Here is a 25,880-nt window from a genome sequence, read left to right as displayed (position 1 = left end):
AACTTGACTCACAAATCAAGTTTTAGCAAGTCCTATGCCTGAGTATATTCCTGCGGTACTGCACCACGTAGCGAAATCATGGCGCAATAAGGCAACTGAATGGTTCAGCTGCTCGGGGTGTCGGTATCGCGTTTGCGTTTGTTGCCCATGCGCACGCCGATGTCCATCAGGAACTGGAAGAAACCTTCCTGATCTTCCAGCACATTGCTCCAGAACGGCGAGTGATACAGCGCCACGGCGCCGTGCACCAGCGCCCAGGATGCGCAGTAATGGAAGTAAGGCGGAACGTCTTCGAGTTTGCCTTCGCTGATCCGGCCCTTGATCAGCAGGGTCAGACGTTCGAAGTTCGAGGCACGAATCTTGTGCAGCTCCTCGACCATCTCCGGCACCTGATTGCCCTTGACCACCTTTTCTTCCAGGCGATCGAACAACCGATAGCGTTGAGGGTCGCGCATGCGGAATTCGAAGTAGGCCCGGGACAGGGCTTCCTTGTCCTTGTCGACATCGGCCGAATGCAACAGCTCGTTCAAATCGCGCTCGTAATCGAGCATCAGGCGCAGATAGATCTCGGCCTTGGATTTGAAGTGCTTGTAGATCGTGCCTTTGCCGATACCGACGGCATCAGCAATCATCTCGACGGTGACACTGTCTTCACCTTGATCGAGGAACAGCTTGAGCGCGGTATCGAGAATTTCTTGCTCGCGGCGACGAAACTCACGGACCTTACGAGGTTCTTTATGCATAAGAAAAGGTCTGTAGGGGTCAAAATTCGAAGCCGCGTATTATGCCTAACTTGCGCAAAAATGCACGGATCATCCGACCATATATGTGTTTCTTGATGAATTCCGGCAGCCTCGCAGATGAATGAGAACTCAACCGAAGCGCCCGTATTCCAAATTTGTTTAAAAACCGGCGCCGGCAAACTGGACTCGGCGCAATACTGATCAATACTTCAACTGTCGGCGGGACATCTCCCCCAAGTGTTGCGCCGATATAGGTACCAACGGACCGCGTGCCTTTGTTTTACTCCTAATGGTCTTAACCCGGATTCACCCCCCAGAACCCGGGTTTTTTTTGCCTGCGATTTAGCCTTTCACATGCGCCAACGGAAACAGGCGCTTGAAGTTCTCGGTGGTTTGCTCGGCAAACCGCTCGTAGGGCTCACCTCGCAACATTGCCAGAAATTCCGCTACGTCGCGCACGTACTGCGGCAGGTTCGGCTTGCCGCGATGAGGGATCGGCGCCAGGTAAGGCGAGTCGGTTTCCACCAGCAATCGGTCCGCCGGCACTTTACTGGCCACGTCACGCAGAGCATCGGCATTGCGGAAAGTGACAATCCCGGACAAGGAAATGTAATACCCCATGTCCAGCGCCGCTTTGGCCATGTCCCAGTCCTCGGTGAAACAATGCAGCACGCCCGCCTGGGGCAGCGCGGCTTCACGCAGGAGGTTCAACGTATCGGCGCGGGCACCACGGGTGTGGATGATCACCGGTTTGCCCGTCTGCTGTGCCGCTTGCAGATGCAGGCGAAACGACTCCTGCTGCAACTCTGCCGCTTCCGGCTCGTAGTAATAATCCAGGCCCGTTTCACCGATCGCGACCACACGCGGGTGGTTGAGCTCGCGCAACAGCCAATCCAGTGCTGGCGCAGAGCCCGGTTGCACGTCCAGCGGATGCACGCCAACCGAACAATCGACGTCGTCGTAACGTTCGGCCAGGGCTTTGACGTCGGCGGCATTCTCGACGCTGACGCCGATACACAGAAAGTGCCCTACCCCGCGCAGACGGGCCGCATCCAGTGCGGCATCCAGGGAGCCGTCGTGGGCGGCGAGGTCGAGGCGATCAAGGTGGCAATGGGAATCTACGAGCATAAAAGGGCTGCAACTTACATCGTATGAGTGGGACGGTCGGACTTCAGGGCTCCGGCCAGATGGGTTTCGATTCGACTGCGCGCGGTATTGTCGCCTTCGTTGAATTGTACGCCGACGCCGGCGGCCCGGTTGCCCTGCGCACCTTTGGGGGTGATCCAGGTGACCTTGCCGGCGACCGGAATCTTCTCCGGCTCGTCCATCAGGTGCAACAGCATGAATACCTCATCGCCCAACTTGTAACTCTTGTTGGTCGGGATAAACAGGCCACCGTTCTTGATGAACGGCATGTAGGCCGCGTAAAGCACGGACTTGTCCTTGATCGTCAGGGACAAAATGCCGTTGCGCGGCCCCGGATTGACGAGTTCATTCATGCTGACCTCCGTTGCAGATGCTCAGAGTCTAGGCACAGTCGGTCACTTCTGGGTAGGCAAACCCACCCATTGCACCAACAGCGCCTCCAGCAACAACACCCGATTGAGGTTGGCTTTGCTCATCACTTTCTGGCGCTGGGCGAGAATCCAGTCCTGAATATTCAGGACTTTGTCCTGGCCGGCTTTCTGCGCCAGGTACTGAATCACCTTGCGCATGTCCGCCAATCCCAGCCCTTCTTCATCCTGAGTCAGCTGATAGCGCAGGATCAGGCTCGACCAGTCGCAGAACCAGTCGAACAGAAGCAACAGCGGAATCGCATTCCAGCCTTCGGCCAGTTGCGTCGGCGACTGTTGTTGCTTGAGCAACTTTTTCACGCCATCGACCACCAGCGCCCGCTGCTCGCGCACGCCCTGGGTCTGCAAGTTGACGGCGGCCAGTGGCGAACCGGCGGCCAGGGTCAGCAACTCGATGCGCTCTTCTTCCGAGCAATCCGGCAAAGCTTTCGCCAGCCATGCAAGACTCATGGCTTCGCTCGGCAGCGGACAGGCCTGCTGCTGGCAGCGGCTCTTGATCGTCGGCAGCAAACGACTGGTCTGGTGACTGACCAGCAGCAACACCGTATCACCGGACGGTTCTTCAAGGCTTTTGAGCAAAGCGTTGGCGGCGTTGATGTTCATCGACTCGGCCGGCTCGATCAGCACCACTTTGCGACCGCCCATCTGCGCAGTCTGAACCACGAAGCTGACCAGATCACGAACCTGATCGACCTTGATCGCCTTATCGGCTTCTTCCGGTTCCAGAATGTAGTTGTCGGGGTGACTGCCCGCCTTGAGCAACAAGCAGGATTTGCATTCGCCGCAAGCATCGTGGGCGGCGCTCGGCCGCTGACACAACAAACTGGCCATCAAGCGCTCAGCCAGTGCACGCTTGCCGATCCCGGCCGGGCCATGGAGCAGATAGGCGTGGGCATGTTGTTTGCGACCGGCCAAATGCTGCCAGAGACTGTCCTGCCACGGATAGGCTTCAGCCACGGGTCAACTCCAGCAGACGCGGCAGCAAGGCATCCAGTGCCTGCTGAACCTGCGCCAACGGCTGGGCGGCATCGACCAGGACATAACGCGCAGGATCCGCTTCAGCACGTTTGAGGAAAGCACTGCGCACCGCATCAAAAAAGGTTCGGCCTTCGAGTTCGAAGCGATCCAGACGACCGCGAGCACTGGCGCGGGCCAGGCCCACTTCCACCGGCAGATCGAAAATCAACGTCAGGTCCGGACGCAGATCGCCCTGGACGAAGGCTTCCAGCGTCGCGATGCGCTCCAGCGACAGGCCGCGACCGCCCCCCTGATAGGCATAGGTCGAATCGGTAAAGCGATCACACAGGACCACCGCACCGCGGGCCAGTGCCGGACGAATCACCTCGGCCAGATGCTGGGCTCGCGCGGCGAACACCAACAGCAACTCGGTGTCGGGGTTCATGACTTCGTCAACCGGCGCCAGCAACACTTCGCGGATCCGCTCGGCCAACGGCGTGCCGCCTGGTTCGCGAGTCAGCACGACCTCGATACCCGCGGCGCGCAGGCGCTCGGCCAGGTATTCGCGATTGGTGCTCTTGCCGGCCCCTTCCGGGCCTTCCAGGGTAATAAACAAGCCAGTCACAGGCAGTCCTTAGTCAGAGTCATTGCGGGCTTTGCGGCGCGGCTGCATTCGGTTCGGGCGCGGCTGCGGGTTCTTGAGCGGGTGCTTGCGCCGGCTCCGGAGATGGCGACGGGTCAGGCGCTTGCGGCGCTTGCGGCGCTTGCGGCTCTGGTGGCGCCGTCTTAGCAGTCTCTTGCGACGGCACTTGCGGCACAGCCTCGAGGACTGTGTCGGGCGAAGCCGCCGGAATCGGTGCCTGCTCATCCGCCGCCTCTGGCGCAGTGGTTGGCGCCGGACTGGAGCGATAGTCGGCACGGCGCTTGATCTGGAACTCACGCACAGCGTTATTGTGCGCGTCCAGATCATCGGAGAACACGTGGCTGCCATCACCACGCGCAACGAAATAGAGGCTATTGCCCGCCACCGGGTTCAGCGCTGCATGAATCGCTTCGCGGCCGACCATGGCGATCGGGGTCGGCGGTAGTCCCGAAATCACGTAGGTGTTGTACGGCGTCGGTTCCTTGAGGTGGGCGCGAGTCAATTTGCCGTTGTAACGATCACCGAGGCCGTAGATCACGGTCGGATCAGTCTGCAACAACATGCCCATTTCCATACGCCGTACAAACACGCCAGCGATTTGCCCGCGCTCCTGCGGCACACCGGTTTCCTTCTCCACCAGCGAGGCCATGATCAGCGCCTGATAGGGTTCGGTGTAAGGCACGTCAGCGGCGCGCTGGCTCCACTCCTTGGCGAGGACTTCATCAAGACGGTCGTAGGCTTTTTTCAGCAGCTCGACATCGGTCATGCCGCGCACGAAGCGGTAGGTGTCAGGGAAGAATCGCCCTTCCGGAAAAATCCCGCTGTGACCGAGTTTGTCCATCACCTCGCTATCACTCAAACCATCGAGGGTCTTTTCGAGTTTTTCATCCTTGGCCAGAGCAGCGCGGACCTGATGGAAATTCCAGCCCTCGACCAGAGTCAGGCTGTACTGAACCATTTCCCCGCGTTTCCACAGGTCAATCAAGCCTTCGACGGTCATGCCGGGCTGCATGCGGTACTCGCCCTTGTGCAACGGTTGCTTGGCGAGATTGAAGCGCCAATACACCCGCAGCCAGAAAGCGTCCTTGATGACGCCATCGGCTTCGAGTCGATAGAAGGTGCGGGTCGGTGTCGTGCCTTTGGGCACATCCAGCAGCTCTTCCTGGGTGATGTTCAGCGGCTGTTCCAGCGCCGAATGGATTTTCCAGGCAGAAGCGCCCAGACACAGCCCTGCCAGAACCAATCCGGTTTCCAGCAGCAGCAAGAATTTACGTCTCACGTATCAAGCATCCAGTAGCGCGCGGGCAATGGTTTGGAGTTTACGGGTGAGCGGACCAACCGGCCAGCTCAGTGCGGCATAGGCGCGCACCGGCCAAATGCCATACACGCTGTTGCAGACAAAGACTTCATCAGCCCATTGCAGCTGATCGAGGGTGATATCGGTGATTTGCGTGGGGATCCCCAATGACTCGGCTTGAAACAATAATTCGGCACGCATCACGCCGGCCACGCCGCAGCGCTTCAAATCAGCCGTGATCAGCACGCCATCGCGGATCAGGAACAGATTGCTGAACACGCCTTCAATGACGCGCCCGGCCTGATCGAGCATCAAGCCTTCGGCATGATCGGTGTCTTGCCATTCGGAGCGGGCGATAACCTGCTCAAGACGGTTCAGATGTTTGAGTCCGGCGAGCAGAGGCTGCCTGGAAAGCCGCGTCGCACAGGGGAACAGGCGAACGCCCTGCTCCGCATTGGCAGCAGGATAAACCGCAGGAGGGTTGCCCAGCATGATGCGGCGTGCCTGAGCCGAAGGATCGGGCGCATAGCCGCGCGCGCTTTCGCCACGCGTGACGATGAGCTTGAGCACACCTTCGCCCAACGCTTGGGCATAGGTCAGTAACTCTGTGCAGACAGCCGCATGATCGAGATTAATTGCCAAGCGCTGGCAACCCTTGACCAAACGCACCATATGCCGATCCAGCAGCACTGGACTGCCGTTGTGTACAGCGATGGTCTCGAACAGACCATCACCGTAAGCCAGGCCGCGATCCTTCAGCGACAAAGCGTCAGCCGGTTGACCGTCGACCCAGCTGTCCATCAGTCAGCGAACCGGCGGAATACCAGCGAGCCGTTGGTACCGCCAAACCCGAAGGAGTTGGACAGCACCACATCGATATCCATATTGCGCGCGGTATGCGGTACGAAATCGAGGTCGCAACCTTCGTCCGGCTCATCAAGGTTGATGGTCGGCGGCGCTACCTGGCTGTTGATCGACAGCACACTGAAGATCGCCTCGACCGCGCCCGCAGCACCCAGCAGGTGACCGGTCATGGACTTGGTCGAACTGACCGCCAGTTTGTAAGCGTGATCGCCAAATACCGACTTGATCGCACGGGCTTCCGCAAGGTCGCCGGCCGACGTCGAGGTGCCGTGGGCGTTGATGTACTGAACCTGATCGCCATTGATCTTGGCATCGCGCAGCGCATTGGTGATGCAACGTGCAGCACCCGCGCCATCGGCCGGAGGCGAAGTCATGTGGTAGGCATCGCCACTGGTACCAAAGCCGATCAGCTCGGCGTAGATCGTCGCGCCACGGGCCTTGGCGTGTTCCAGTTCTTCCAGAACCAGAGCGCCGGCACCGTCGGACAGTACGAAGCCATCACGGCCCTTGTCCCATGGACGGCTGGCGCGGGTCGGTTCGTCGTTGCGGGTCGACAGCGCGCGCGAGGCACCGAAGCCGCCCATGCCCAGACCGCAAGCAGCCATTTCAGCGCCGCCGGCAATCATCACGTCGGCTTCGTCGTACATGATGTTGCGTGCCGCCATGCCGATGCAGTGCGTACCGGTGGTACACGCGGTGGCGATGGCGTAGTTAGGTCCCTGTGCGCCCAGATGGATGGACAGGAAACCGGAAATCATATTGATGATCGAGCCAGGCACGAAAAACGGAGAAATCCGTCGTGGGCCGGAATCATGCAGCGTGCGGCTGGTTTCTTCGATATTGGTCAGTCCGCCAATACCCGAACCCATGGCCACGCCGATGCGCTCACGGTTGGTGTCGGTGACTTCCAGACCGGCGTTACGAACTGCCTGAAAACCTGCGGCCAGACCGTATTGAATGAACAGGTCGAGCTTGCGAGCTTCCTTGACCGACAGGTATTCCTCGACATTGAAGCCCTTTACCGAGCCGCCAAAACGGGTGGAATAGGCAGAAAGGTCGGTGTGTTCGATCAGACCAATGCCACTGCGGCCAGCCAGAATGCCCTGCCAACTGCTCGGCACATCCGTGCCCAGTGGCGACAACATACCCATACCGGTGACTACGACGCGTCTACGCGACACAGCACTCTCCTTTTTTCAAATGACGACTTTGCATCAGGCCTAAAGGAAAAAACCGCACGCCGTGATGGCAGTGCGGTTTTTCCATGACAGCAAGCAACGATTACAAGCTATTAAGCCTGGTGGTTAGTAACGTAATCGATTGCAGCTTGTACAGTAGTGATCTTCTCAGCTTCTTCGTCAGGGATTTCGGTCTCGAATTCCTCTTCCAGAGCCATCACCAGCTCAACGGTGTCAAGGGAGTCGGCACCCAGGTCTTCAACGAAGGAAGCAGTGTTGACCACTTCTTCTTCTTTAACGCCCAGTTGCTCAGCAACGATTTTCTTGACGCGCTCTTCGATGGTGCTCATACCTTGTTTTCACTCCTAATGGACAAATTCAGGCAGCTGGCCAGTGGGTAAGTGTATAGAAAGACTTTTCAGTTTTTCAACTGAAAGCTTCACTCCTCAAACCCGACGACCCTCTGCCTATAAATAGATTGCAGCTTTATAACGGATTTTAGACAGCTCGTATGACATTTTTTTGAAGCGATCCGTCACATTTAACTCATGTACATCCCGCCGTTCACCGGGATTGTAGCCCCAGTAACGTAAGCCGCACCGTCGGATGCAAGAAAAGCGACCACAGACGCGATCTCTTGAGCTTGTCCCAGACGGCCCAGCGGAATCTGCGTCTGCAAGGCTTCACGCTGTGCCTCGGGCAGTTCGCGGGTCATATCGGTGTCGATGAACCCAGGGGCCACCGAGTTTACCGTAATCGAACGCGAACCGACTTCACGCGCCAGTGAACGGCTGAAACCTTCCAGACCGGCCTTGGCGGCTGCGTAGTTTACTTGGCCTGCGTTGCCCATGGCACCCACAACAGAGCCAATACTGATAATTCGTCCCCAACGGGCTTTGGTCATACCGCGCAAAACACCCTTGGACAGGCGGAACAGACTGTTCAGATTGGTATCGACGACGTCATGCCATTCGTCATTTTTCATGCGCATCATCAGATTATCGCGGGTGATACCGGCATTGTTGACCAGGATCGCCGGCGCACCGAACTGCGATGTAATGCTCGCCAGTACTGCCGCAACGGATTCGTCGCTGGTGACATTGAGTTCCAGGCCAGTGCCTTGAATCCCGTTTTCCGCCAGGGTTGCCGCAATGCGCTCGGCACCCGAGGCAGACGTCGCGGTGCCGATAACGATGGCGCCCTGACGACCCAGTTCCAGGGCGATAGCCTGGCCGATACCGCGGCTCGCGCCAGTGACCAGTGCAACTTTACCTTGCAGACTCATGCAGGCTTCTCCTGATTCAGGCCAACGCTGCGCGAGCGGCAGCGAAGGCGTCGGGGGTATTGAGATTGGATGTTGACACGCCTTCGGCGCAACGCTTGTTCAGGCCAGCCAGCACTTTGCCAGGGCCGCATTCGACCAACTGGGTAGCACCTTTGGCGGCCAGCGCCTGAACCGATTCGACCCAGCGTACAGGCTTGTAAAGCTGCTCGAGCAGATCGCGCTTGAGGGTTTCCAGATCGGCCGGCACAGTGGCGCTGACGTTCTGAACCACCGGAATCTGCGGCGCCTGCCAGTCGATCGCTGCGATCGACTCGGCGAAACGCTCGGCTGCCGGACGCATCAGCTCGCAATGGGACGGCACGCTGACCGGCAACGGCATGGCGCGCTTGGCACCACGAGCCTTGCAGCCTTCGATGGCACGCTCGACCGCTGCCTTGGCACCGGCGATGACCACCTGGCCAGGGGAGTTGAAGTTGACCGCACTGACCACTTCGCCTTGAGCCGCTTCGGCACAGGCTGCCAGCACATCAGCATCGTCCAGACCGAGAATGGCAGCCATGCCACCTTGCCCGGCCGGAACGGCTTCCTGCATCAACTGACCACGGCGTTCAACCAGCTTCACCGCGTCGCCCAGGCTCAGACTGCCTGCAGCGACCAGAGCGCTGTATTCGCCCAGGCTGTGACCGGCAACATAAGCCGGACGCGCGCCGCCTTCAGCCAGCCACAGACGCCACAAGGCAATCGAGGCGGTCAGAATGGCCGGCTGGGTTTTATCGGTTTGATTGAGTTGCTCTTCCGGCCCTTGCTGGGTCAGTGCCCACAAGTCGTAACCCAGAGCATCGGAAGCTTCTTTGAATGTTTCGAGGACAACCGGATGTTGTGCGCCCAACTCGGCCAGCATGCCGAGGGACTGCGAACCCTGTCCCGGAAAGACGAATGCGAGGGAAGCAGACATGTAACAAGCCCCTAATGATCTTGTCGTCGGAGAATTGACGTCCCGCTTGGGGACGCAAGAAACTGACAGTTGGATGGCAAATTGAACTGAGCGGTCACATTTAAGCATTGTCCGACGAAAACGCCTAAAGCAACAAATCCTCCAGGCGACCGTGAATACGTTCCGGCAGGTTTTCCTGGATCTCGATCAAGGCACGCTGAATCGCACTCTGGAAGCCCTGAACCCCCGCCGAACCATGGCTTTTCACCACAATCCCCTGCAACCCGAGGAAGCTTGCGCCGTTATGCCGCGCAGGCGCCAAATCAGCCTGCAAGCGCTTCATCAGCGGCAATGCCAGAGCACCGACCACTTTCGACGCAAGGTTTTTCTTGAACAAGGCTTCGATGCGCGCGGCAATCATGGTCGCCAGGCCTTCGCTGGATTTGAGCAGGATATTGCCGACAAAACCGTCACAGACCACCACATCCGCCTCGCCACGGTACACACCGTCACCCTCGACAAAGCCGATGTAGTTGATACCACGAGCACTTTGCAACAATGTTGCAGCCAGCTTGACCTGCTGATTGCCCTTGATGTCTTCGGTGCCGATATTCAGTAGCGCCACTCGCGGACGAACGATGCCCAGGGTTTCCGCTGCCACCGACCCCATCACAGCGAACTGCAACAGATGCTCGGCGCTGCAATCGACATTGGCACCCAGGTCGAGCAACTGGCAATAACCCTTCTGCGTCGGAATCGCCGCCACCATCGCCGGCCGATCAATGCCCGGCAAGGTCTTGAGCACAAACCGCGACAGCGCCATCAGCGCACCGGTATTGCCGGCACTGACACAAGCCTGCACCTTGCCGTCTCGCAGCAACTCCAGCGCCACGCGCATCGACGAGTCGGGCTTGCCGCGCAGGGCCTGGGCAGGTTTTTCGTCCATGGTGATGACTTCGGACGCCGGCGCGATCGACAGGCGCGAGCGATCCACAGCCGATTGGCCAGAGAGCAATTCTTCAAGAAGGGAGGGTTGACCGACGAGGGTCAGGTGCAGCGAGGGCGTAGCAGACAGACAAGCAAGGCTGGCCTGAACAATGCTGCGGGGACCGAAGTCCCCGCCCATTGCGTCAATCGCGATGACTTGAGCAGACAAGTGATTACTCGTCAGCGCCCTTGTCGATCACTTTACGGCCACGGTATACGCCTTCTGGCGATACGTGGTGACGCAGGTGAATTTCACCGGTGGTTTTTTCTACAGACAGAGTGCTTGCCGTCAGGGCGTCGTGCGAACGACGCATGTCACGGGCAGAGCGGGATTTTTTGTTCTGCTGAACAGCCATAATTGATTAACTCCTAAACGTTTGGGTCACGCTTTAACTGCGCCAATACACTGAACGGGTTGGACCGCGTTACCTCGTCCTCGCTCGGTTCGGGCTCATCGAGACCCGCCGGCTGCTGGCATTCTTCCGGATGATGAGCAGGCACAATGGGCAAGGCGAGCAGAAGCTCCTCCTCGATCAGTGACTGCAGATCCAAAGGATCTTCGCCCAGTTCCAGCACGTCATAACCTTTCGGCAACGACTGGGTATTCGCACCCTCCTTCACCACAGCATAACTGCATTCGCTATGGATCGGCAGGGTGACCAGCTCAAGACAACGCTGGCAAACCATTTTGACTTCGGCGTCGATAAAACTGTGGATTACCACAGACTTACGTTCATCTCGTTCAAAAACGAATTTAGCCTGCACCGTACCGACAGTGTCGGAAAGCGGGTCGCAGAGTCTCTCCAAATCGGCCAGCAGCATTTCACCTTGAAGGGTGGTGCCACGATCAGCCAATTTGCGCGGGTCAACGTGAGGTGGAATCGGGTCATTCAACATAGGCGCAGCATTATAGGGATGCCCCCAGCCATGTCAAAGGAAATTCAGCCCTGTCCGTCACTTGCAAGCCTCCGCTAGAATTCGCCCCTGCCTTTTGGAGATGCGCATGCTGCCTTTATTACTCGCTTCAAGCTCGGTTTATCGCCGGGAATTGCTGGCCCGCTTGCAGCTGCCGTTTACCTGCAGCTCGCCGGATATCGACGAAAGCCACCGATCGGGCGAGTCTGCCGTCGAGTTGGTCAAGCGCCTCGCCGAGGAAAAAGCACGCGCACTGGTCAGCAGTCACCCCGCTCACCTGATCATCGGCTCCGACCAGGTCGCCGTACTTGGCGATCGGATTATCGGCAAACCGCACACCTTCGAAAAAGCCCGCGAACAATTGCTGGCTTCGAGCGGCGCCAGTGTGACCTTCCTTACCGGCCTGGCGCTGCTCAACAGCCAGACGGGTGAATGCCAGGTCGACTGTGTGCCGTTCACCGTACACATGCGCTCGCTCGATCAGGCACGCATCGAACGCTACCTGCGCGCCGAACAGCCCTACGACTGCGCTGGCAGCTTCAAAGCCGAAGGCTTGGGGGTGAGCCTGTTTCAAAGCACCGAAGGCTCTGACGCCACAAGCCTGATCGGCCTGCCATTGATTCGCCTGGTGGACATGTTACTGGCCGAAGGCGTGCAGATACCTTAAAGATCTTTTGACTTAAAAAAACCGGCAAAAGCCGGTTTTTTTATGCAGCCAGAAAATCAGCGCAACGAAGGCCCCTGAAAGCCCATCCACATCGCCAGATGTTCAGCCACGCTGGCACCGAGTTTTTTCGAGAAGCGGTCGAAGGGCGATTCCTGAACGGTGAAATCCACCAACTCTTTCTCGCCGATCACATCACGCGCCACCGAACTGGCATTCCCCAGACCATCGATCAGGCCCAGCGGCAGCGCCTGTTCGCCCGACCAGACCAACCCTGAGAACAACTCCGGATGCTCCTTGTCCTTGAGGCGGTCGCCACGACCTTTCTTGACGCTGCCGATGAACTGCTGATGAGTGGTATCGAGCACGCCCTGCCAGAACAGAGTTTCTTCAGGCTTCTGCGGCTGGAACGGATCGAGGAACGATTTATGCTCGCCAGAGGTGTAAGTGCGACGCTCGACACCCAGCTTCTCCATGGTTCCGACAAAGCCATAACCGGCCGCCGTCACACCAATGGAACCCACCAGGCTCGCCTTGTCGGCGTAGATCTGATCCGCCGCACTGGCGATGTAGTAAGCACCGGAAGCACCCAAATCCGAGATCACCGCGTAAAGCTTGGTGTCCGGATGCAGGCCGCGCAAACGGCGGATCTCGTCATAGACGTAGCCCGACTGCACCGGACTGCCGCCCGGACTGTTGATTCGCAGGATGACACCCTTGACCTTCTTGTCCTCGAACGCTGCACGCAGGCTGCCGACGATGTTGTCAGCGCTGGCAGGTTCCTTGTCGGCGATCATGCCGGTTACGTCGATCAGCGCGGTGTAGTTTCCACTGAGGGTGGCAGCTTTTTCCATGTCCATCAAAGGCGAGAACAGGATCAACAAGCCAAACAGGTACACAAAGGTCAACAGCTTGAAGAATATCCCCCAGCGACGGGACCGGCGCTGCTCCTGCACGCTGGCCAGCAAGGTTTTTTCCAGCAGCTTCCAGCTTTTCTCGTCACCGCTCTCTGCGCTCGCCTTGGCGGGCGCTGTCCATTCGTCGGTCATGACATTTTCCCCAACAAAAACCTATTAAGCCCGCTGACTCAGCCAGGCACGCAATTCTGAAAAACGATTAATAGCCAGTACCGGCTCGAATAATTTCAACGCTTCGATCGATTGCGCACCATAGCTGACGGCCACCGAATCCATGCCGGCATTACGTGCCATCTGCAAGTCAAAGGACGAATCGCCCACCATCAGCGCCTGCTCCGGGCGAACCTCGCAGTGAGCGAGGATCTGCTCAAGCATCAACGGATGGGGTTTGCTGGCGGTTTCGTCGGCCGCGCGGGTGATATCGAAATAATCCTCCCAGCCGTGAGACTTCAGCACCCTATCCAGACCGCGACGAGCCTTGCCGGTCGCGACCGCCAAGTGATAACCCTCGGCACGAAACGCCTCCATCGACTCGACCACCCCTTCGAACAACGGCGAAGGCACGGCTTCTGAGGCGATGTAGTGATCAGCATAGTACTGACGGAAGGCCACCAGTTCGTCGTCACCAATTTCCGGATACAACGTGCGAATCGCTTCCGGCAAGCCAAGACCGATGATGCCCTTGACGGAAAAATCATCGCGCAACTGAAAACCGGAGCGCTCGGACGCGATATGCATCGACTCGACAATCCGACCAATGGAGTCGGCGAGCGTGCCGTCCCAATCGAAAATCAGCAGCTTGTAATCAGATGGGTGCACTCAGGCGCTCCACGGTTTTGGCCCACATCTCGTCGACCGGCGCCTGCAACTTCAGCTCACCGCCATCAGGCAGCGGCACGGTCAGCAGGTAGGCGTGCAGGAACAGGCGCTTTCCGCCCAGGTCACGAATTTCTTTGCTGAAGCCTTCATCGCCGTACTTGGTGTCACCAGCGATGCAATGCCCGGCGTGCAGGGTGTGGACGCGGATCTGGTGAGTCCGGCCAGTAATCGGCTTGGCTTCGATCAGGGTGGCAAAGTCGCCGAAACGACGCAGGACCTTGAACACGGTCACCGACTCCTTGCCCTCCTCCTCGTCGACCTCGACCATACGCTCGCCGGAGCGCAGATTGCTTTTGCCGAGCGACGCCCGGACTTGCTTGATCGAGGCCGCCCAGTTGCCGCGAACCAGCGCCATGTAGCGCTTGTCGACGCCATCGCCGCGCAATGCCGTGTGCAAGTGACGCAGCATGCTGCGCTTCTTGGCGATCATCAGCAGGCCGGAGGTGTCACGGTCGAGACGGTGAACCAGCTCGAGCTCCTTGCAATCGGGACGCAACTGACGAAAGGCTTCGATCACCCCGTAAGTCAAGCCGCTGCCGCCGTGAACCGCGATACCGCAAGGCTTGTTGATCACGATCAACGCCTTGTCCTCGAACACAATCGAGGCTTCGAGGCGCTGCAGCAGGCCTTGGGCCAGTGGCACCGGCTCGTCACGCTCAGGCACGCGAACCGGCGGCACGCGCACGATATCACCCGCCTGCAGCTTGTATTCGGGCTTGATCCGACCTTTGTTCACTCGCACTTCGCCTTTGCGCAAAATGCGGTAAATCAAGGTCTTGGGCACGCCTTTGAGCCGAGCGAGAAGGAAGTTATCAATACGTTGGCCGGCATATTCCGGCGAGACCTCCAGCAGTTGTACGGCTGGGGTCGAAGGGGCAGTAGTCGTCATGGTGCGGATGATAACAATTTTTTATGGAATTGAAGCACTTAATCATTGCTGCTATAGTCGCGAACGCCGCCAAAAGTGGCCTGGACAGCGGACTAACGGTCAAAAACCGGCCCTGACCAACGCAATTCACGAGGACGAGAGGCCGTCCTACGGGGCTTTCGCTACGAAACGGTAGAGTTCGCAGTTGTAACGAGCGCAGGTGACATGAGGCCTGAAGCATGCCGCAAAGCAGAGTTTTCACTCGCCTTGCGAGCAAATATTCACGGCCAGTTCACAAAGTGCAGTCAGCTACGAACAACCCCGAGCGAACGCTTCGGAAACAACGCCTAAATTAGCCATGATGCGTGACCTCCCCTTTCGGAGCTCACGGTAAATGCCAACCCGCTGCGGATTCTGCGCGCGGCAGCACCCGAATTATCAGGGATACGTGTAGGGTGGAGATGCACAACCGCTGGACTGTGTAGCAATAGGCTTTATCAAGACGCTTCATCTCGTCCACAGCCGCTGGTTGATTCCTCCTCCTGACTGAGTGCTTAAGTAGCCACAGCAAGCAGGACGCGTACGTCGCGACGCCGGCCCACATTGGCCGCCATCGCTAGACACTGGAGTGTCCAACCACTCCTGACGCACCTGACACCGACCATGAGAAGTCGTGTGTGCCGAACGCCGTTTCCGGCAGCCCGGAAACCGACGGTACTACATGAAAAGAATGCTGATTAACGCAACTCAACCCGAAGAGTTGCGTGTTGCACTGGTAGATGGCCAACGCCTCTACGACCTGGACATCGAATCCGGTGCACGCGAGCAGAAAAAGGCCAACATCTATAAAGGCCGGATTACTCGCATCGAACCAAGCCTTGAGGCTGCCTTTGTCGATTTCGGCTCTGAGCGCCACGGCTTCCTGCCCCTCAAAGAAATCTCCCGCGAATACTTCAAGAAAGCCCCCGAAGGCCGCGTCAATATCAAGGACGTCCTGAGCGAAGGCCAGGAAGTCATCGTTCAGGTCGAAAAAGAAGAACGTGGCAACAAGGGCGCAGCCCTGACCACCTTCATCAGCCTGGCCGGTCGTTACCTGGTTCTGATGCCGAACAACCCGCGTGCCGGCGGTATTTCCCGTCGCATCGAAGGTGAAGAGCGCAACGAACTGCGTGAAGCCCTGAACGGCCTGGTTGCTCCAGCCGACATGGGCCTGATCGTTCGCACTGCCGGCCTGGGCCGCAGCAGCGAAGAAATGCAGTGGGACCTCGACTACCTGCTGCAACTCTGGACCGCCATCAAAGAAGCCTCGCTGGATCGCTCCGCGCCGTTCCTGATCTACCAGGAAAGCAACGTGATCATCCGCGCCATCCGCGATTACCTGCGCCAGGACATCGGCGAAGTGCTGATCGACAGCGTTGAAGCCCAGGACGAAGCCCTGACCTTCATCCGCCAGGTGATGCCGCAGTACGCCAGCAAGATCAAGCTCTACGAAGACAGCGTTCCGCTGTTCAACCGTTTCCAGATCGAAAGCCAGATCGAGACCGCTTTCCAGCGCGTCGTTGAACTGCCTTCCGGTGGTTCCATCGTTATCGATCCGACCGAAGCCCTGGTGTCCATCGACATCAACTCGGCGCGCGCCACCAAAGGCAGCGACATCGAAGAAACCGCTCTGCAGACCAACCTTGAAGCCGCCGAAGAAATCGCCCGTCAGTTGCGCTTGCGCGACATCGGCGGCCTGATCGTCATCGACTTCATCGACATGACCCCTGCCAAGAACCAGCGCGCCGTGGAAGAGAAAGTCCGCGAATGCCTGGAAGCCGACCGCGCTCGCGTGCAAGTCGGTCGCATCTCGCGCTTCGGCCTGTTGGAAATGTCCCGTCAGCGCCTGCGTCCATCGCTGGGCGAAAGCAGCGGCATCGTTTGCCCGCGTTGCAACGGCACCGGCATCATCCGTGACGTTGAATCGCTGTCGCTGGCGATTCTGCGCCTGATCGAAGAAGAAGCCCTGAAAGACCGCACTGCCGAAGTTCGTGCCCAGGTGCCGATCCCGGTCGCCGCGTTCCTGCTCAACGAAAAACGCAACTCGATCACCAAGATAGAACTGCGCACCCGTGCCCGCATCGTCATTCTGCCGAACGATCACCTCGAAACGCCGCATTTCGAAGTGCAGCGTTTGCGCGATGACAGCCCGGAAGCCGCGGTCGGCCAGTCCAGCTACGAAATCGCTGCTGCCGCTGCCGAAGTCGAAGAAGTCCAGCCAGCCGCTGCGACCCGCACCCTGGTTCGCCAGGAAGCCGCGGTCAAGACAGCTCCGGCCCGCGCCAACGCTCCGGTTCCGACCGAAGTCGTCGCTGCCGCCCCAGTTGTCGCACCGGTCGCCGCGCCAGAGCCAAGCCTGTTCAAAGGCCTGGTGAAGTCGCTGGTCAGCCTGTTCGCGACCAAGGAAGAGCCTGCTGCTCCGGTGGTGGTTGAAAAACCGGCAACCACCGAGCGTCCGGCCCGCAACGAAGAGCGTCGCAACGGTCGTCAGCAGAGCCGCAACCGTAACGGTCGCCGCGATGAAGAACGCAAGCCTCGCGAGGAACGTGCACCGCGTGAAGAGCGCGCACCACGTGAGCCACGCGAAGCCCGCGAGGAAACGCCAGCAGTAACAGTCGCCCGCGAAGAACGCGCTCCACGTGAAGAGCGCGCACCACGCGCACCTCGTGAAGAACGTGCACCGCGCGCTCCTCGCGAAGATCGCAAGCCACGTGGCGATCGTGAAGAGCGTCCGGTTCGTGAATTGCGTGAGCCTCTGGATGCCGCTCCGGCCGCCGCTGCTACCGCTGCTGCCGTTGAAGAACGTCCAGCTCGTCAGCCACGTGAAGAACGTGCTCCACGCCCACCGCGTGAAGAACGTCAGCCACGTGCCGAGCAAGCCCAAGCCGCTGCCGCTGCCGCTGTAGCTGAAGAAGAACTGGTTACCAACGAAGAGCAACTGCAGGAAGACGGTCAGGACGGCGCCGAAGGCGATCGCCCACGCCGCCGCTCCCGTGGACAGCGTCGTCGCAGCAACCGTCGCGAGCGTCAACGCGATGCCAACGGTAACGTGATCGAAGGCTCGGAAGAATCCGAGTCCGCCGAAGGTAATGAAGCTGCTGAAACCAGCCAAGCGCCAAGCGCAGCCGATCTGGCCGCCGGCCTGGCTGTTACCGCAGCCGTTGCCAGCACCGTGATCAGCGCTCCAGCCGAAGCACAGGCTAACGAGCAAGCCGAACGCGCAACTGCCGCCACTCTGGAAACGGCTCCAGTGGAAGCGCCAGTGGTTGAAGCAACGACTCCGGTCGAAGCCACCGCCGCTCCGGAAATCGAAGTGGCCCCGGTTCGTGAAGCACAGCCTGTATTCGAAGCTGCCGCTGACCCAGTAGTTGCCGCAGAACCGGCTGCCGAAACAGCCAGCGAAACAGTCTCCGAAGCTGTCCGTGAAGTTCGCGAAGAGCAAACGGCGTTCAACTGGGTTGCCGAGCCACCTGTCGCCGAAGCGCCAGAAGCCGAGGCCATGGTGTCCGAGCCAGTGGTTGCTGCTGCCGAGCCTGCTCCGGTGGTTGAAGCGCCGGTTGTTGCCGAAGTGGCCGCACCGCAAGTCGAAGCCGCCCCTGTCAGCGCCCTGACGCCAAGTGGCCGTGCGCCGAACGACCCACGTGAAGTGCGTCGTCGCAAGCGTGAAGAGGAACGTCTGCAGAAGGAAGCCGAACTGGCTGCCGCTGCTGCTCCAACGGCTGTCGAACCAGCACCGGTTGTCGCTGAAGTCATCGAGGCAGCACCTGCCCCGGCTGCTGAAATCGCTGCTGCCGAACCCGCTGAATCAGTGATCGAAGAAGCACCGCGCTCCGTTCAGGAAGCGGTAGAGCAACACGAGCAAGCCCTGGAAAAAGAACACGAGCCTAAACCTCTCGTCTGATTCCATCGGCCACTAAAAAGCCCCGCCTGGTGATCCAGGCGGGGCTTTTTTTATGCCCGTAAATATCACCGTGATCCAATGTGGGAGCGGGCTTGCTCGCGAAAGCGGTTTCACATTCGACATTGATGCAAGCTGATTCACCGCTTTCGCGAGCAAGCCCGCTCCCACATTGGATCTATGTCGAGGCTACTGGAAGTTCAATTTCTCTGGCACATCCACATCCCACAACACCCCAGGATCGTCCACGACCACCTCGACTACTCTCGCCTGCGCGAACAACGCCTTGGCCCCTCGATCGCCGGACAACGCCATTAACGCCGGACCAAAGCTGCGCCCAAATCCCACCGGGTGCCCGAACTCGCCTTCATGCACCGGCACGCTGATGCAATCGTCGGAAATACTCGCCACTACCCGCTCGATGCTCGACGGCAAGATGAACGGCATATCCCCCAGCACAATCAGCCAGCCACCGAGCTGCGGACATGCCGCCACCCCGGCCGCGATGCTGTCGCCCATGCCGGTCGATTCAATCAGCACAATTTCGCAACCATAAGCCTTGGCCATGCGGATCACTTGCGGTCGATCCACCGTGGTCACCAGGACGCGCTTCTCAAGAGACGCCGGCAAATTCACCAGCACTTGCTCGATCATCGAATGCACAGCGCCGTCGCGCCCCGTGCAATCCGCCACCAGCTTGTCCCGCTCGGCACCGGCCTCCTGTCGAAACCGACGGCCCTGCCCCGCTGCCAGCACAATGACGCCGATGGATTCGCTCATACGCCCTCCTGCAACAGCTTCTTCTGCTTGAGCTCGACACCGTTCTTGATCGCGACAATTTCGGCCAGCAGCGACAAAGCGATTTCCGCCGGTGTGTGGCTGCCAATGTGCAAACCGATCGGACCGTGCAGCCGAGCGATAGCCTCTTGTGACAAGCCTAGCTGAGCCAGATTGTCCCGGCGCTTCAAGCTGTTGACCCGCGACCCCAGTGCACCGACATAAAACGCCCTGGAGTCCAAAGCAGTGAGCAAGGCCATGTCATCGAGGCGAGGATCGTGGGTCAGTGCGACGATGGCCGTGCGCTCGTCAGTCTGGATGCTGAGCACCGCGTCATCGGGCATACCCGAAACAAATCGCCCGTGCTGCTCTTCCCAGCCGTAAACGAACTCGGTGCGCGGATCGCAGATCAGTACTTCGAAATCCAGCAGCCGTGCCATCTCGGCGACATACCGGGACAACTGCCCCGCACCGATCAGCAACAGCCGCCAACGCGGGCCGTAAATGGCCCGTAGCGTCTTACCATCGAACGTCAGGACATCCGTCTTGTCAGCCGGTTGCAGCGTGACTTCACCCGTCTCGACACTGAGCGAGCGAGCCACGATTTCATGCGCCTCGCAGCGCGCCAGCAACTCGGCGACCCAAGCCGGATCGCCGACCCGCTCCTCGGTCAGGCGCAAGGTGCCGCCGCACGGCAAACCGAAGCGTGCCGCCTCCTCACGGGTGACGCCGTAAGTGATCAACTGCACCGGCGGCCCATCGGCGGGAATCCGACCGTCATGCAGCCGGGCAATCAAATCGTCTTCGACACAACCACCGGACACCGAGCCAATCACCACACCATCTTCACGCAACGCCAGCATGGCGCCAGGTGCCCGCGGCGCGGTGCCCCAGGTCTGGACCACGCTGTACAACATCACCCGCCGACCGGCGCGGCGCCATTCGAGCACGCTGCGCAGGACGTTCAGATCGACGCTGTCCATCAGGCTTGTGCCTTCTGCCAACCTTGCAGCTGATAGCGAACCGGCAAGTTGCGGATGCGCTTGCCGGTGGCGGCAAAGATTGCGTTGCACAGTGCTGGCGCAATCGGTGGCACGCCCGGTTCACCGACACCGCCCAGTGGCACATTGCCTGGCGGTGTGACCAGATGAACTGCAACTTCCTTGGGCGCCAGGGACATACGCGCCACTTCGTACATGTGGAAGTTGTCCTGCTGGACCTTGCCGTCCTTGAAGCTGATTTCCCCCAGCACCGCGTTGCCCAGCCCCATGACACAGGCGCCTTCGAACTGCGAGCGAATCCGCTCGGGGTTGATCTGCGGACCGCAATCCACTGCGATGTCGGCCTTGTGCACGATCAGCGTGCCGTCGTCTTTGACTTCAACCTCGATTACCGCCGCCACATAGGTCACGAAGCTGTAATGCACCGCCAGCCCCAAACCTCGGCCCTTGGGTAACTCACGACCCCAACCGGCGGCTTTGGCAGCGGTTTCCAGCACCGTGCGCATCCGCGCGGTATCGATCGGATAACGCTCGGGGGATTCGCCGTAGTTCCACTCTTCACTCAAGGTGCGCGGATCGATCTGCCGGTCCGGGCCCAGCAATTTGATCTGGTACTTGAGCGGATCCTGGCCGGCCTTGTGCGCCAGTTCATCGACAAAGCTCTGAATCGCAAAACCGTGAGGAATGTTCGACACCGAGCGATACCAGCCGACCCGGGTGTGAATCGCCGCTTCCGGGTTTTCCAGGCGCACGTTGGGGATCGCGTAAGCCATGTTGGTGAAACCCATGCCCAGTTCGAAGGCTGCCTCGTGGTTCATGCCCGGCGCAAACAACGCGGTGATGCTCGGCGCCACGGTGCGGTGCAACCAGCCGGACGGCAGGCCGTCCTTGTTCAGGCTGGCTTTCAGGTACTCGGCCGACACCGTGTGGAAATAGGAGCAGTGGATGTCGTCTTCACGGGTCCATTGCACCCGCACGGCCTTGCCGGGGAATTCCTTGGCGAGGATGGCCGCTTCGATGATGAAGTCCGGTTTGGATTTACGCCCAAAACCGCCGCCCAACAAAGTGACGTTAAAGGTGACGTTATCGAACGCAATGCCGAGGCGCTCGCCGATGCGTTCGCGGGTGACTTGGGGGGCCTGGCTTGGGGCCCAGGCTTCGCACACACCGTCCTTGAAGCGGGCGATGGCGACCATCGGTTCCATGGGTGCTTGCGTCAGGTGCGGCAGGTAGTAGGACGCTTCGAGCGTGCTGTCGGCGCTGCCCATGGCTTCGTCGATGCTGCCGGTATTGCGCACCACTTTGCCGGGTTTGAGGGAGGCTGCCTCAATTTCCTTGCGGTAGGCGATCGAGTCGTAACTGGCGTTAGGGCCATCATCCCACTCGATTTTCAGCGCTTCACGGCCCTTGATCGCCGCCCAGGTATTACTGGCGACCACGGCCACGCCGCCCAACGGCTGAAACTCCGACGGCAGCGGATGACCTTCGATCTGCACGACCTTGATCACGCCCGGGACTTTCATCGCGGCACTGGAGTCGACGGACTTGACCTTGCCGCCATACACCGCAGGGCGTGCAATGGTGGCGTAGAGCATGCCGTCGAAATGAACGTCGGCACCGTAAATGGCGCGGCCATTGACGATGTCGGCACCGTCGATGGCCTTGGTGCCTTCCTTGCCGATGTAACGGAACTCCGACGGCTGCTTGAGCCGCAGGCTGTCACGCGCCGGCACAGCCAACGCACCCGCCGCGGCGGCCAAGGCGCCGTAACCCAGCTCACGACCGCTCGGTTTATGGATGACTTTATGCAGTTGCGCATGGCATTCGCTGACCGGCACTTTCCACTGTTCGGCAGCGGCTTGTTCAAGCATGGTCCGCGCAGCAGCACCGCAGCGACGCATCGGTTCGTACCAGTGGCGCATGCTGCGCGAGCCATCGGTGTCCTGGTTGCCGAAGCGCACTTCGTCGCCCGGCGCCTGTTGCACCTTCATCATCGCCCAGTCGGCGTCCAGTTCATCGGCCACCACCATCGTCAGGCTGGTGCGCACACCCTGGCCCATTTCCGAACGGTTGCAGACCACGGTCACCCTGCCGTCAGCGGCAATGCTGACGTAAACCTTGGGATCGTCGATCCAGCCGTTGGGCATGCCATCGGCGCCGAATTTCTTGTCTTTCTCCGCAGCCAAAGCATCTTGCCAGCCCCAACTCGCCACCAAAACCAACGCACCGGTGGCGCCAACGCCTTTGAGGAAACCGCGACGACTGAGGTTGCTCAGCGCGAAATCATTCGGTAACTGGCTCATGCCTTGGCCTCCTTCAGGTGAGTGGATGCCTGGTGGATGGCGGTCTTGATGCGGTTGTACGTGCCGCAGCGGCAAATGTTGCCGACCATCGCCTCTTCGATCTGTTCGTCGCTGGGGTTCGGGTTGGTCTTGAGCAGCGCCGTCGCGGACATGATCTGCCCGCCCTGGCAGAAACCACACTGGGCCACGGCGGTGTCGAGCCAGGCTTGCTGGACGACTTGCCCGACCGGGTCGGCGTGCAGGTTATCGATGGTGGTGACGTTCTGGCCGACCACTGAACCGATCGGCGTGATGCAACTGCGCGCCGGGGCGCCGTCGATATGGATGGTGCAGGCGCCACAGAGGCCCATGCCGCAGCCGAATTTGGTGCCGTTGTAACCGGCCACGTCGCGGATTGCCCAGAGCAGCGGCATGTCCTCGGTGACGTCGAGTTGATGGTCTTGACCATTGAGCTTCAGGGTAATCATGGGCACGCCCGCATATTATTGGTTATGGGGTCGAGCAATCTGCCGCCCAGGGTTGGCGGTTGGTATCACGCAGATCGGCTCAGGCTAAATGGGCTCTCTTATACGGACGGTAGCGTCTGCATCGGGCCTTTGGTGGAGCAAACGTTTGCATCGTTAGGTGGCTAAGTTAACCCAGCATTAACAAAAAAGCCCTGCACCGTTAAACGTGTGCAGGGCTTTTGGATCAGTCTTGAAAGCGTAGCCTCAATACCGATTGGGCTCCATTTCCAGGTCGACATGAAAACGTTCTGAAATGTCTTTCTGGATGCGTTGCGCCAGGTTCAGCAATTGCAGACCGGTCGCGTTGCCGTAGTTGACCAGCACCAATGCCTGCAATTTATGCACGCCGGCATCGGCTTCACGGAAACCTTTCCAGCCGGCCCGCTCGATCAGCCACCCCGCCGCCAGTTTCATCTGCCCGTCGGGTTGCGCGTAGGCCACCAGATCCGGGTATTCACCTTTGAGTTGCGCAACGAGCGCCGCTGGCACCAACGGATTCTTGAAGAAGCTGCCGGCATTGCCGAGCACTGCCGGGTCCGGAAGCTTTTCGTTGCGAATGCTGCAAATCGCCTGGCTGACATCGGTGGCGGTCGGGTGATCGATACCTTGCTCAGTCAGGCGCTGACGCACCGGGCCGTACTCCAGATGCAGGTGCGCGGCGCGGTCCAGGATGAAACGTACCCGCAGGATCAACCAGCGTCCCGGTTCCTGTTTGAACAGGCTGTCTCGGTAGGCGAAGTTGCATTCTTCCAGGGTGAAGTCACGCAAGTCGCCGGTCTGGCGATCCAGCGCGGTCAGGCCGGCGAACACGTCCTTGATCTCCACACCATAGGCGCCGATGTTCTGCATCGGTGCCGCACCGACGGTGCCGGGAATCAGGCTGAGGTTCTCCAGTCCCGACAACCCCTGCGCCAGGGTGTGCTGCACGAACGGATGCCAAGGCTCACCGGCCTCGGCTTCGATCACGACTTTGCTGCCGTCATCGCTCAGGATGCGAATCCCGCGGGTGGCCATGCGCAGCACCAACGACTGGATATCGGCCGTCAGCAGCAGGTTGCTGCCACCGCCAATCACCAGCAGCGGCACGTCATGTTCCAGCGCATAGGCCAGGGCCTCACGCACGTCGGCATCGTTATGGGCCTCGGCAAACAGCCGGGCCTGAACATCGACGCCAAAGGTGTTGAACGGCTTGAGCGAAACCCGGGGTTGGACCTGCAAACTCATAACCGTCCCTTCAATTCGATCACCAGCAAATCACTGGCGCGCTCGATCAGGTCCAGTACCTGCTCAAAGCCTTGGTCGCCGTCGTAGTACGGATCCGGCACTTCATCTATTTCCGACTGATAGCGACGCAGGAACAGGTCCAGCTCGGCTTTGCCCTTGGCCGGTTGCAAAGCCTCGAGGTTGCGCAGGTTGCTGTGGTCCATCGCCAGAATCAGGTCGTAGGTGGCGAAATCGGCGCGGGACACTTGCTGGGCGCGCTGGGCGGACAGGTCATAACCGCGCAGCTTGGCCGCCGCCTGGCTGCGCTTGTCCGGGGCCTTGCCGACGTGCCAGTCACCGGTACCCGCGGAGGCGACTTCGATTTGATCGGCCAGCCCCGCTTCGCGCAGTTTATGTCGCAACACGCCTTCGGCCGTGGGGGAACGGCAAATGTTGCCCAGGCAGACAAACAAAACCCGCATCAGGCCTCCAGCAGGCGACGAACGCGCTCAAGGTCTTCGACGGTATCGACGCCGGTCGGCGGTGCGATCAGCGCGTCGGCGACGTGAATCCGCACGCCGTGCCACAGGGCGCGGAGCTGTTCCAGGGATTCGGTATTTTCCAGCCAGCACGGGCCCCAGCTGACGAAGTCATGCAGGAAACCGGCGCGGTAGGCATAGATGCCAATGTGCCGACGATACGGCACGCCTTCCGGCAATTGCTCGCGGCTTTTGGCGAACGCGTCCCGGGCCCACGGCAAAGTGGCACGACTGAAGGTCAGCGCCAGGCCATTAAGGTCGCTGACAACCTTGACCACGTTGGGATTGAACAGGGTTTCCACGTCTTCGATCGGCTCGGCCAGCGTGGCCATGCGCGCTTCGGTGTGGGCGGCCAGGTTGGCGGCCACCTGATCGATCACGCTCGGCGGGATCAACGGTTCGTCACCCTGGACGTTGACCACAATGGCGTCGGGCGCCAGGCCCAGTTTCGCGGCGACTTCGGCCAAACGATCGGTGCCGGAATTGTGATCTTCGCGGGTCAGCACCACTTCAGCGCCAAACCCTTTGCAGGCCTCGACGATGCGCGCATCGTCAGTGGCAACCACCACGCGCTGAGCACTGCTTTTGCTCGCCTGTTCCCAGACGTGCTGGATCATCGGCTTGCCGGCGATCAGCAGCAGCGGCTTGCCCGGCAAGCGGGTGGAGGCGTAACGCGATGGAATGACAACGGTAAAGGCTGTGGTCATTTATCCAGACGCTCGTCGGTGGTCAGGGTGCGGGCTTCGGTTTCGAGCATCACCGGGATGCCGTCACGAATCGGGTAAGCCAGGCCTGCGCCTTTGCTGATCAGCTCGGTTTTGTCGGCGCTGAGCTTGAGCGGGCCTTTGCAGACCGGGCAAGCGAGGATATCGAGCAATTTGGTGTCCATGAGCATTCCCTGGATAAATG

Annotated in this window: 27 protein-coding genes; 2 read left to right on the top strand and 25 right to left on the bottom strand. The window is 59.7% G+C overall.

The genetic code is table 11. The annotated features are described in order from the left end of the window. Nucleotides 1-104 precede the first annotated feature (104 nt). The 14 genes from KW848_RS18550 to KW848_RS18485 all read right to left on the bottom strand — a co-directional run bounded on the left by KW848_RS18550 (nucleotide 105) and on the right by KW848_RS18485 (nucleotide 11,359). Nucleotides 105-743, bottom strand: a complete 639-nt coding sequence (locus tag KW848_RS18550; protein ID WP_008152317.1) for a TetR/AcrR family transcriptional regulator — start codon at nucleotides 741-743, stop codon at nucleotides 105-107. A gap of 342 nt (nucleotides 744-1,085) precedes the next feature. After that, nucleotides 1,086-1,871 carry a TatD family hydrolase gene (locus KW848_RS18545; RefSeq protein WP_218537674.1) on the bottom strand — a complete coding sequence of 262 codons (786 nt, stop codon included), beginning with the start codon at nucleotides 1,869-1,871 and terminating at the stop codon, nucleotides 1,086-1,088. A 14-nt stretch (nucleotides 1,872-1,885) separates the two neighbouring features. Continuing rightward, nucleotides 1,886-2,242, bottom strand: coding sequence for a PilZ domain-containing protein (locus KW848_RS18540; protein WP_008152321.1), 357 nt, complete (start codon nucleotides 2,240-2,242; stop codon nucleotides 1,886-1,888). Between the two features lie 42 nt (nucleotides 2,243-2,284). After that, nucleotides 2,285-3,274 (bottom strand): DNA polymerase III subunit delta', encoded by a 990-nt coding sequence (locus KW848_RS18535; RefSeq protein WP_218537673.1) that lies wholly within the window; start codon nucleotides 3,272-3,274, stop codon nucleotides 2,285-2,287. Then, on the bottom strand, nucleotides 3,267-3,899 hold the full coding sequence (tmk, locus tag KW848_RS18530; RefSeq protein WP_046049079.1) for a dTMP kinase: 633 nt from the start codon (nucleotides 3,897-3,899) through the stop codon (nucleotides 3,267-3,269). Before tmk ends, KW848_RS18535 begins: the two co-directional genes overlap by 8 nt. Before the next feature lie 19 nt (nucleotides 3,900-3,918). Continuing rightward, nucleotides 3,919-5,196: an endolytic transglycosylase MltG gene (mltG, locus tag KW848_RS18525; protein WP_218537672.1), complete on the bottom strand. Its 1,278-nt coding sequence runs from the start codon at nucleotides 5,194-5,196 to the stop codon at nucleotides 3,919-3,921. Nucleotides 5,197-5,199: 3 nt separating this feature from the next. Next, a complete protein-coding gene (pabC, locus tag KW848_RS18520) occupies nucleotides 5,200-6,015 on the bottom strand; it encodes an aminodeoxychorismate lyase (protein ID WP_111451779.1) in 816 nt (271 codons plus the stop codon). Next, complete coding sequence (gene fabF, locus KW848_RS18515) at nucleotides 6,015-7,259, bottom strand: beta-ketoacyl-ACP synthase II (RefSeq protein ID WP_218537671.1); 1,245 nt, start codon at nucleotides 7,257-7,259, stop codon at nucleotides 6,015-6,017. The genes pabC and fabF overlap by 1 nt, the downstream gene beginning before the upstream one ends. A 110-nt stretch (nucleotides 7,260-7,369) precedes the next feature. Next, nucleotides 7,370-7,606: an acyl carrier protein gene (gene acpP, locus KW848_RS18510; protein ID WP_003442511.1), complete on the bottom strand. Its 237-nt coding sequence runs from the start codon at nucleotides 7,604-7,606 to the stop codon at nucleotides 7,370-7,372. Nucleotides 7,607-7,797: 191 nt separating this feature from the next. After that, nucleotides 7,798-8,541: a 3-oxoacyl-ACP reductase FabG gene (gene fabG, locus KW848_RS18505; protein WP_111451777.1), complete on the bottom strand. Its 744-nt coding sequence runs from the start codon at nucleotides 8,539-8,541 to the stop codon at nucleotides 7,798-7,800. A 16-nt stretch (nucleotides 8,542-8,557) separates the two neighbouring features. Then, on the bottom strand, nucleotides 8,558-9,496 hold the full coding sequence (gene fabD, locus KW848_RS18500) for an ACP S-malonyltransferase (protein WP_008152335.1): 939 nt from the start codon (nucleotides 9,494-9,496) through the stop codon (nucleotides 8,558-8,560). Nucleotides 9,497-9,620: 124 nt separating this feature from the next. Beyond that, the gene (gene plsX / locus KW848_RS18495) at nucleotides 9,621-10,631 is read right to left on the bottom strand and encodes a phosphate acyltransferase PlsX (protein ID WP_081757410.1); all 1,011 of its coding nucleotides are present in this window, start codon (nucleotides 10,629-10,631) and stop codon (nucleotides 9,621-9,623) included. A 4-nt stretch (nucleotides 10,632-10,635) separates the two neighbouring features. After that, complete coding sequence (rpmF, locus tag KW848_RS18490; RefSeq protein WP_008152339.1) at nucleotides 10,636-10,818, bottom strand: 50S ribosomal protein L32; 183 nt, start codon at nucleotides 10,816-10,818, stop codon at nucleotides 10,636-10,638. Between the two features lie 13 nt (nucleotides 10,819-10,831). Beyond that, nucleotides 10,832-11,359: a YceD family protein gene (locus KW848_RS18485; RefSeq protein WP_218537670.1), complete on the bottom strand. Its 528-nt coding sequence runs from the start codon at nucleotides 11,357-11,359 to the stop codon at nucleotides 10,832-10,834. A 106-nt stretch (nucleotides 11,360-11,465) separates the two neighbouring features. Here KW848_RS18485 and KW848_RS18480 point away from each other — a divergent pair, with 106 nt between their 5' ends. Then, nucleotides 11,466-12,044 (top strand): nucleoside triphosphate pyrophosphatase, encoded by a 579-nt coding sequence (locus tag KW848_RS18480; protein ID WP_218537669.1) that lies wholly within the window; start codon nucleotides 11,466-11,468, stop codon nucleotides 12,042-12,044. Between the two features lie 56 nt (nucleotides 12,045-12,100). Here KW848_RS18480 and KW848_RS18475 read toward each other — a convergent pair whose 3' ends face one another. Genes KW848_RS18475 through rluC form a run of 3 tightly spaced genes read right to left on the bottom strand, consistent with a single transcriptional unit; the run spans nucleotide 12,101 to nucleotide 14,726 of the window. Next, nucleotides 12,101-13,090: a S49 family peptidase gene (locus KW848_RS18475; RefSeq protein WP_218537668.1), complete on the bottom strand. Its 990-nt coding sequence runs from the start codon at nucleotides 13,088-13,090 to the stop codon at nucleotides 12,101-12,103. Between the two features lie 24 nt (nucleotides 13,091-13,114). Then, nucleotides 13,115-13,777, bottom strand: coding sequence for an HAD-IA family hydrolase (locus KW848_RS18470; protein ID WP_192411004.1), 663 nt, complete (start codon nucleotides 13,775-13,777; stop codon nucleotides 13,115-13,117). After that, entirely contained in the window at nucleotides 13,764-14,726 is a 963-nt protein-coding gene (gene rluC / locus KW848_RS18465) for a 23S rRNA pseudouridine(955/2504/2580) synthase RluC (protein ID WP_008152351.1), read from the bottom strand. Before rluC ends, KW848_RS18470 begins: the two co-directional genes overlap by 14 nt. A gap of 700 nt (nucleotides 14,727-15,426) precedes the next feature. Here rluC and rne point away from each other — a divergent pair. Next, nucleotides 15,427-18,645, top strand: coding sequence for a ribonuclease E (gene rne / locus KW848_RS18460; protein WP_218537667.1), 3,219 nt, complete (start codon nucleotides 15,427-15,429; stop codon nucleotides 18,643-18,645). A 186-nt stretch (nucleotides 18,646-18,831) separates the two neighbouring features. On the opposite strand, the gene KW848_RS18455 is transcribed toward rne, so the two are convergent. From KW848_RS18455 to KW848_RS18420, 8 genes are all read right to left on the bottom strand, one after another. Continuing rightward, the gene (locus KW848_RS18455; RefSeq protein WP_218537666.1) at nucleotides 18,832-19,422 is read right to left on the bottom strand and encodes an NTP transferase domain-containing protein; all 591 of its coding nucleotides are present in this window, start codon (nucleotides 19,420-19,422) and stop codon (nucleotides 18,832-18,834) included. Beyond that, entirely contained in the window at nucleotides 19,419-20,402 is a 984-nt protein-coding gene (locus tag KW848_RS18450; RefSeq protein ID WP_218537665.1) for an XdhC family protein, read from the bottom strand. Before KW848_RS18450 ends, KW848_RS18455 begins: the two co-directional genes overlap by 4 nt. Beyond that, the gene (locus KW848_RS18445) at nucleotides 20,402-22,723 is read right to left on the bottom strand and encodes a xanthine dehydrogenase family protein molybdopterin-binding subunit (RefSeq protein ID WP_218537664.1); all 2,322 of its coding nucleotides are present in this window, start codon (nucleotides 22,721-22,723) and stop codon (nucleotides 20,402-20,404) included. Before KW848_RS18445 ends, KW848_RS18450 begins: the two co-directional genes overlap by 1 nt. Then, nucleotides 22,720-23,190, bottom strand: a complete 471-nt coding sequence (locus KW848_RS18440) for a (2Fe-2S)-binding protein (RefSeq protein ID WP_218537663.1) — start codon at nucleotides 23,188-23,190, stop codon at nucleotides 22,720-22,722. Before KW848_RS18440 ends, KW848_RS18445 begins: the two co-directional genes overlap by 4 nt. Nucleotides 23,191-23,433: 243 nt before the next feature. Next, the gene (murB, locus tag KW848_RS18435) at nucleotides 23,434-24,453 is read right to left on the bottom strand and encodes a UDP-N-acetylmuramate dehydrogenase (RefSeq protein ID WP_218537662.1); all 1,020 of its coding nucleotides are present in this window, start codon (nucleotides 24,451-24,453) and stop codon (nucleotides 23,434-23,436) included. After that, nucleotides 24,450-24,914, bottom strand: a complete 465-nt coding sequence (locus tag KW848_RS18430) for a low molecular weight protein-tyrosine-phosphatase (protein ID WP_111451767.1) — start codon at nucleotides 24,912-24,914, stop codon at nucleotides 24,450-24,452. Before KW848_RS18430 ends, murB begins: the two co-directional genes overlap by 4 nt. Then, the gene (kdsB, locus tag KW848_RS18425) at nucleotides 24,914-25,678 is read right to left on the bottom strand and encodes a 3-deoxy-manno-octulosonate cytidylyltransferase (RefSeq protein WP_008152377.1); all 765 of its coding nucleotides are present in this window, start codon (nucleotides 25,676-25,678) and stop codon (nucleotides 24,914-24,916) included. Before kdsB ends, KW848_RS18430 begins: the two co-directional genes overlap by 1 nt. Next, nucleotides 25,675-25,860, bottom strand: coding sequence for a Trm112 family protein (locus tag KW848_RS18420; RefSeq protein ID WP_007945752.1), 186 nt, complete (start codon nucleotides 25,858-25,860; stop codon nucleotides 25,675-25,677). The genes kdsB and KW848_RS18420 overlap by 4 nt, the downstream gene beginning before the upstream one ends. Nucleotides 25,861-25,880: the final 20 nt, after the last annotated feature.

Source organism: Pseudomonas sp. PDM25 (assembly GCF_019219045.1).
Lineage (GTDB): Bacteria > Pseudomonadota > Gammaproteobacteria > Pseudomonadales > Pseudomonadaceae > Aquipseudomonas.
This window is presented reverse-complemented; position numbering and strand designations above follow the sequence as displayed.

Bases quoted from the DNA above. Each gene is read 5' to 3' on its own strand.
- KW848_RS18475 (WP_218537668.1), bottom strand. From the start codon at position 13,090: ATGACCGACGAATGGACAGCGCCCGCCAAGGCGAGCGCAGAGAGCGGT.
- pabC (WP_111451779.1), bottom strand. From the start codon at position 6,015: ATGGACAGCTGGGTCGACGGTCAACCGGCTGACGCTTTGTCGCTGAAG.
- KW848_RS18430 (WP_111451767.1), bottom strand. From the start codon at position 24,914: ATGCGGGTTTTGTTTGTCTGCCTGGGCAACATTTGCCGTTCCCCCACG.
- KW848_RS18420 (WP_007945752.1), bottom strand. From the start codon at position 25,860: ATGGACACCAAATTGCTCGATATCCTCGCTTGCCCGGTCTGCAAAGGC.
- rluC (WP_008152351.1), bottom strand. From the start codon at position 14,726: ATGACGACTACTGCCCCTTCGACCCCAGCCGTACAACTGCTGGAGGTC.
- acpP (WP_003442511.1), bottom strand. From the start codon at position 7,606: ATGAGCACCATCGAAGAGCGCGTCAAGAAAATCGTTGCTGAGCAACTG.
- rne (WP_218537667.1), top strand. From the start codon at position 15,427: ATGAAAAGAATGCTGATTAACGCAACTCAACCCGAAGAGTTGCGTGTT.
- KW848_RS18540 (WP_008152321.1), bottom strand. From the start codon at position 2,242: ATGAATGAACTCGTCAATCCGGGGCCGCGCAACGGCATTTTGTCCCTG.
- KW848_RS18445 (WP_218537664.1), bottom strand. From the start codon at position 22,723: ATGAGCCAGTTACCGAATGATTTCGCGCTGAGCAACCTCAGTCGTCGC.
- KW848_RS18440 (WP_218537663.1), bottom strand. From the start codon at position 23,190: ATGATTACCCTGAAGCTCAATGGTCAAGACCATCAACTCGACGTCACC.
- fabD (WP_008152335.1), bottom strand. From the start codon at position 9,496: ATGTCTGCTTCCCTCGCATTCGTCTTTCCGGGACAGGGTTCGCAGTCC.
- rpmF (WP_008152339.1), bottom strand. From the start codon at position 10,818: ATGGCTGTTCAGCAGAACAAAAAATCCCGCTCTGCCCGTGACATGCGT.
- KW848_RS18545 (WP_218537674.1), bottom strand. From the start codon at position 1,871: ATGCTCGTAGATTCCCATTGCCACCTTGATCGCCTCGACCTCGCCGCC.
- KW848_RS18550 (WP_008152317.1), bottom strand. From the start codon at position 743: ATGCATAAAGAACCTCGTAAGGTCCGTGAGTTTCGTCGCCGCGAGCAA.
- kdsB (WP_008152377.1), bottom strand. From the start codon at position 25,678: ATGACCACAGCCTTTACCGTTGTCATTCCATCGCGTTACGCCTCCACC.
- KW848_RS18450 (WP_218537665.1), bottom strand. From the start codon at position 20,402: ATGGACAGCGTCGATCTGAACGTCCTGCGCAGCGTGCTCGAATGGCGC.
- KW848_RS18480 (WP_218537669.1), top strand. From the start codon at position 11,466: ATGCTGCCTTTATTACTCGCTTCAAGCTCGGTTTATCGCCGGGAATTG.
- murB (WP_218537662.1), bottom strand. From the start codon at position 24,453: ATGAGTTTGCAGGTCCAACCCCGGGTTTCGCTCAAGCCGTTCAACACC.
- fabG (WP_111451777.1), bottom strand. From the start codon at position 8,541: ATGAGTCTGCAAGGTAAAGTTGCACTGGTCACTGGCGCGAGCCGCGGT.
- KW848_RS18455 (WP_218537666.1), bottom strand. From the start codon at position 19,422: ATGAGCGAATCCATCGGCGTCATTGTGCTGGCAGCGGGGCAGGGCCGT.
- KW848_RS18485 (WP_218537670.1), bottom strand. From the start codon at position 11,359: ATGTTGAATGACCCGATTCCACCTCACGTTGACCCGCGCAAATTGGCT.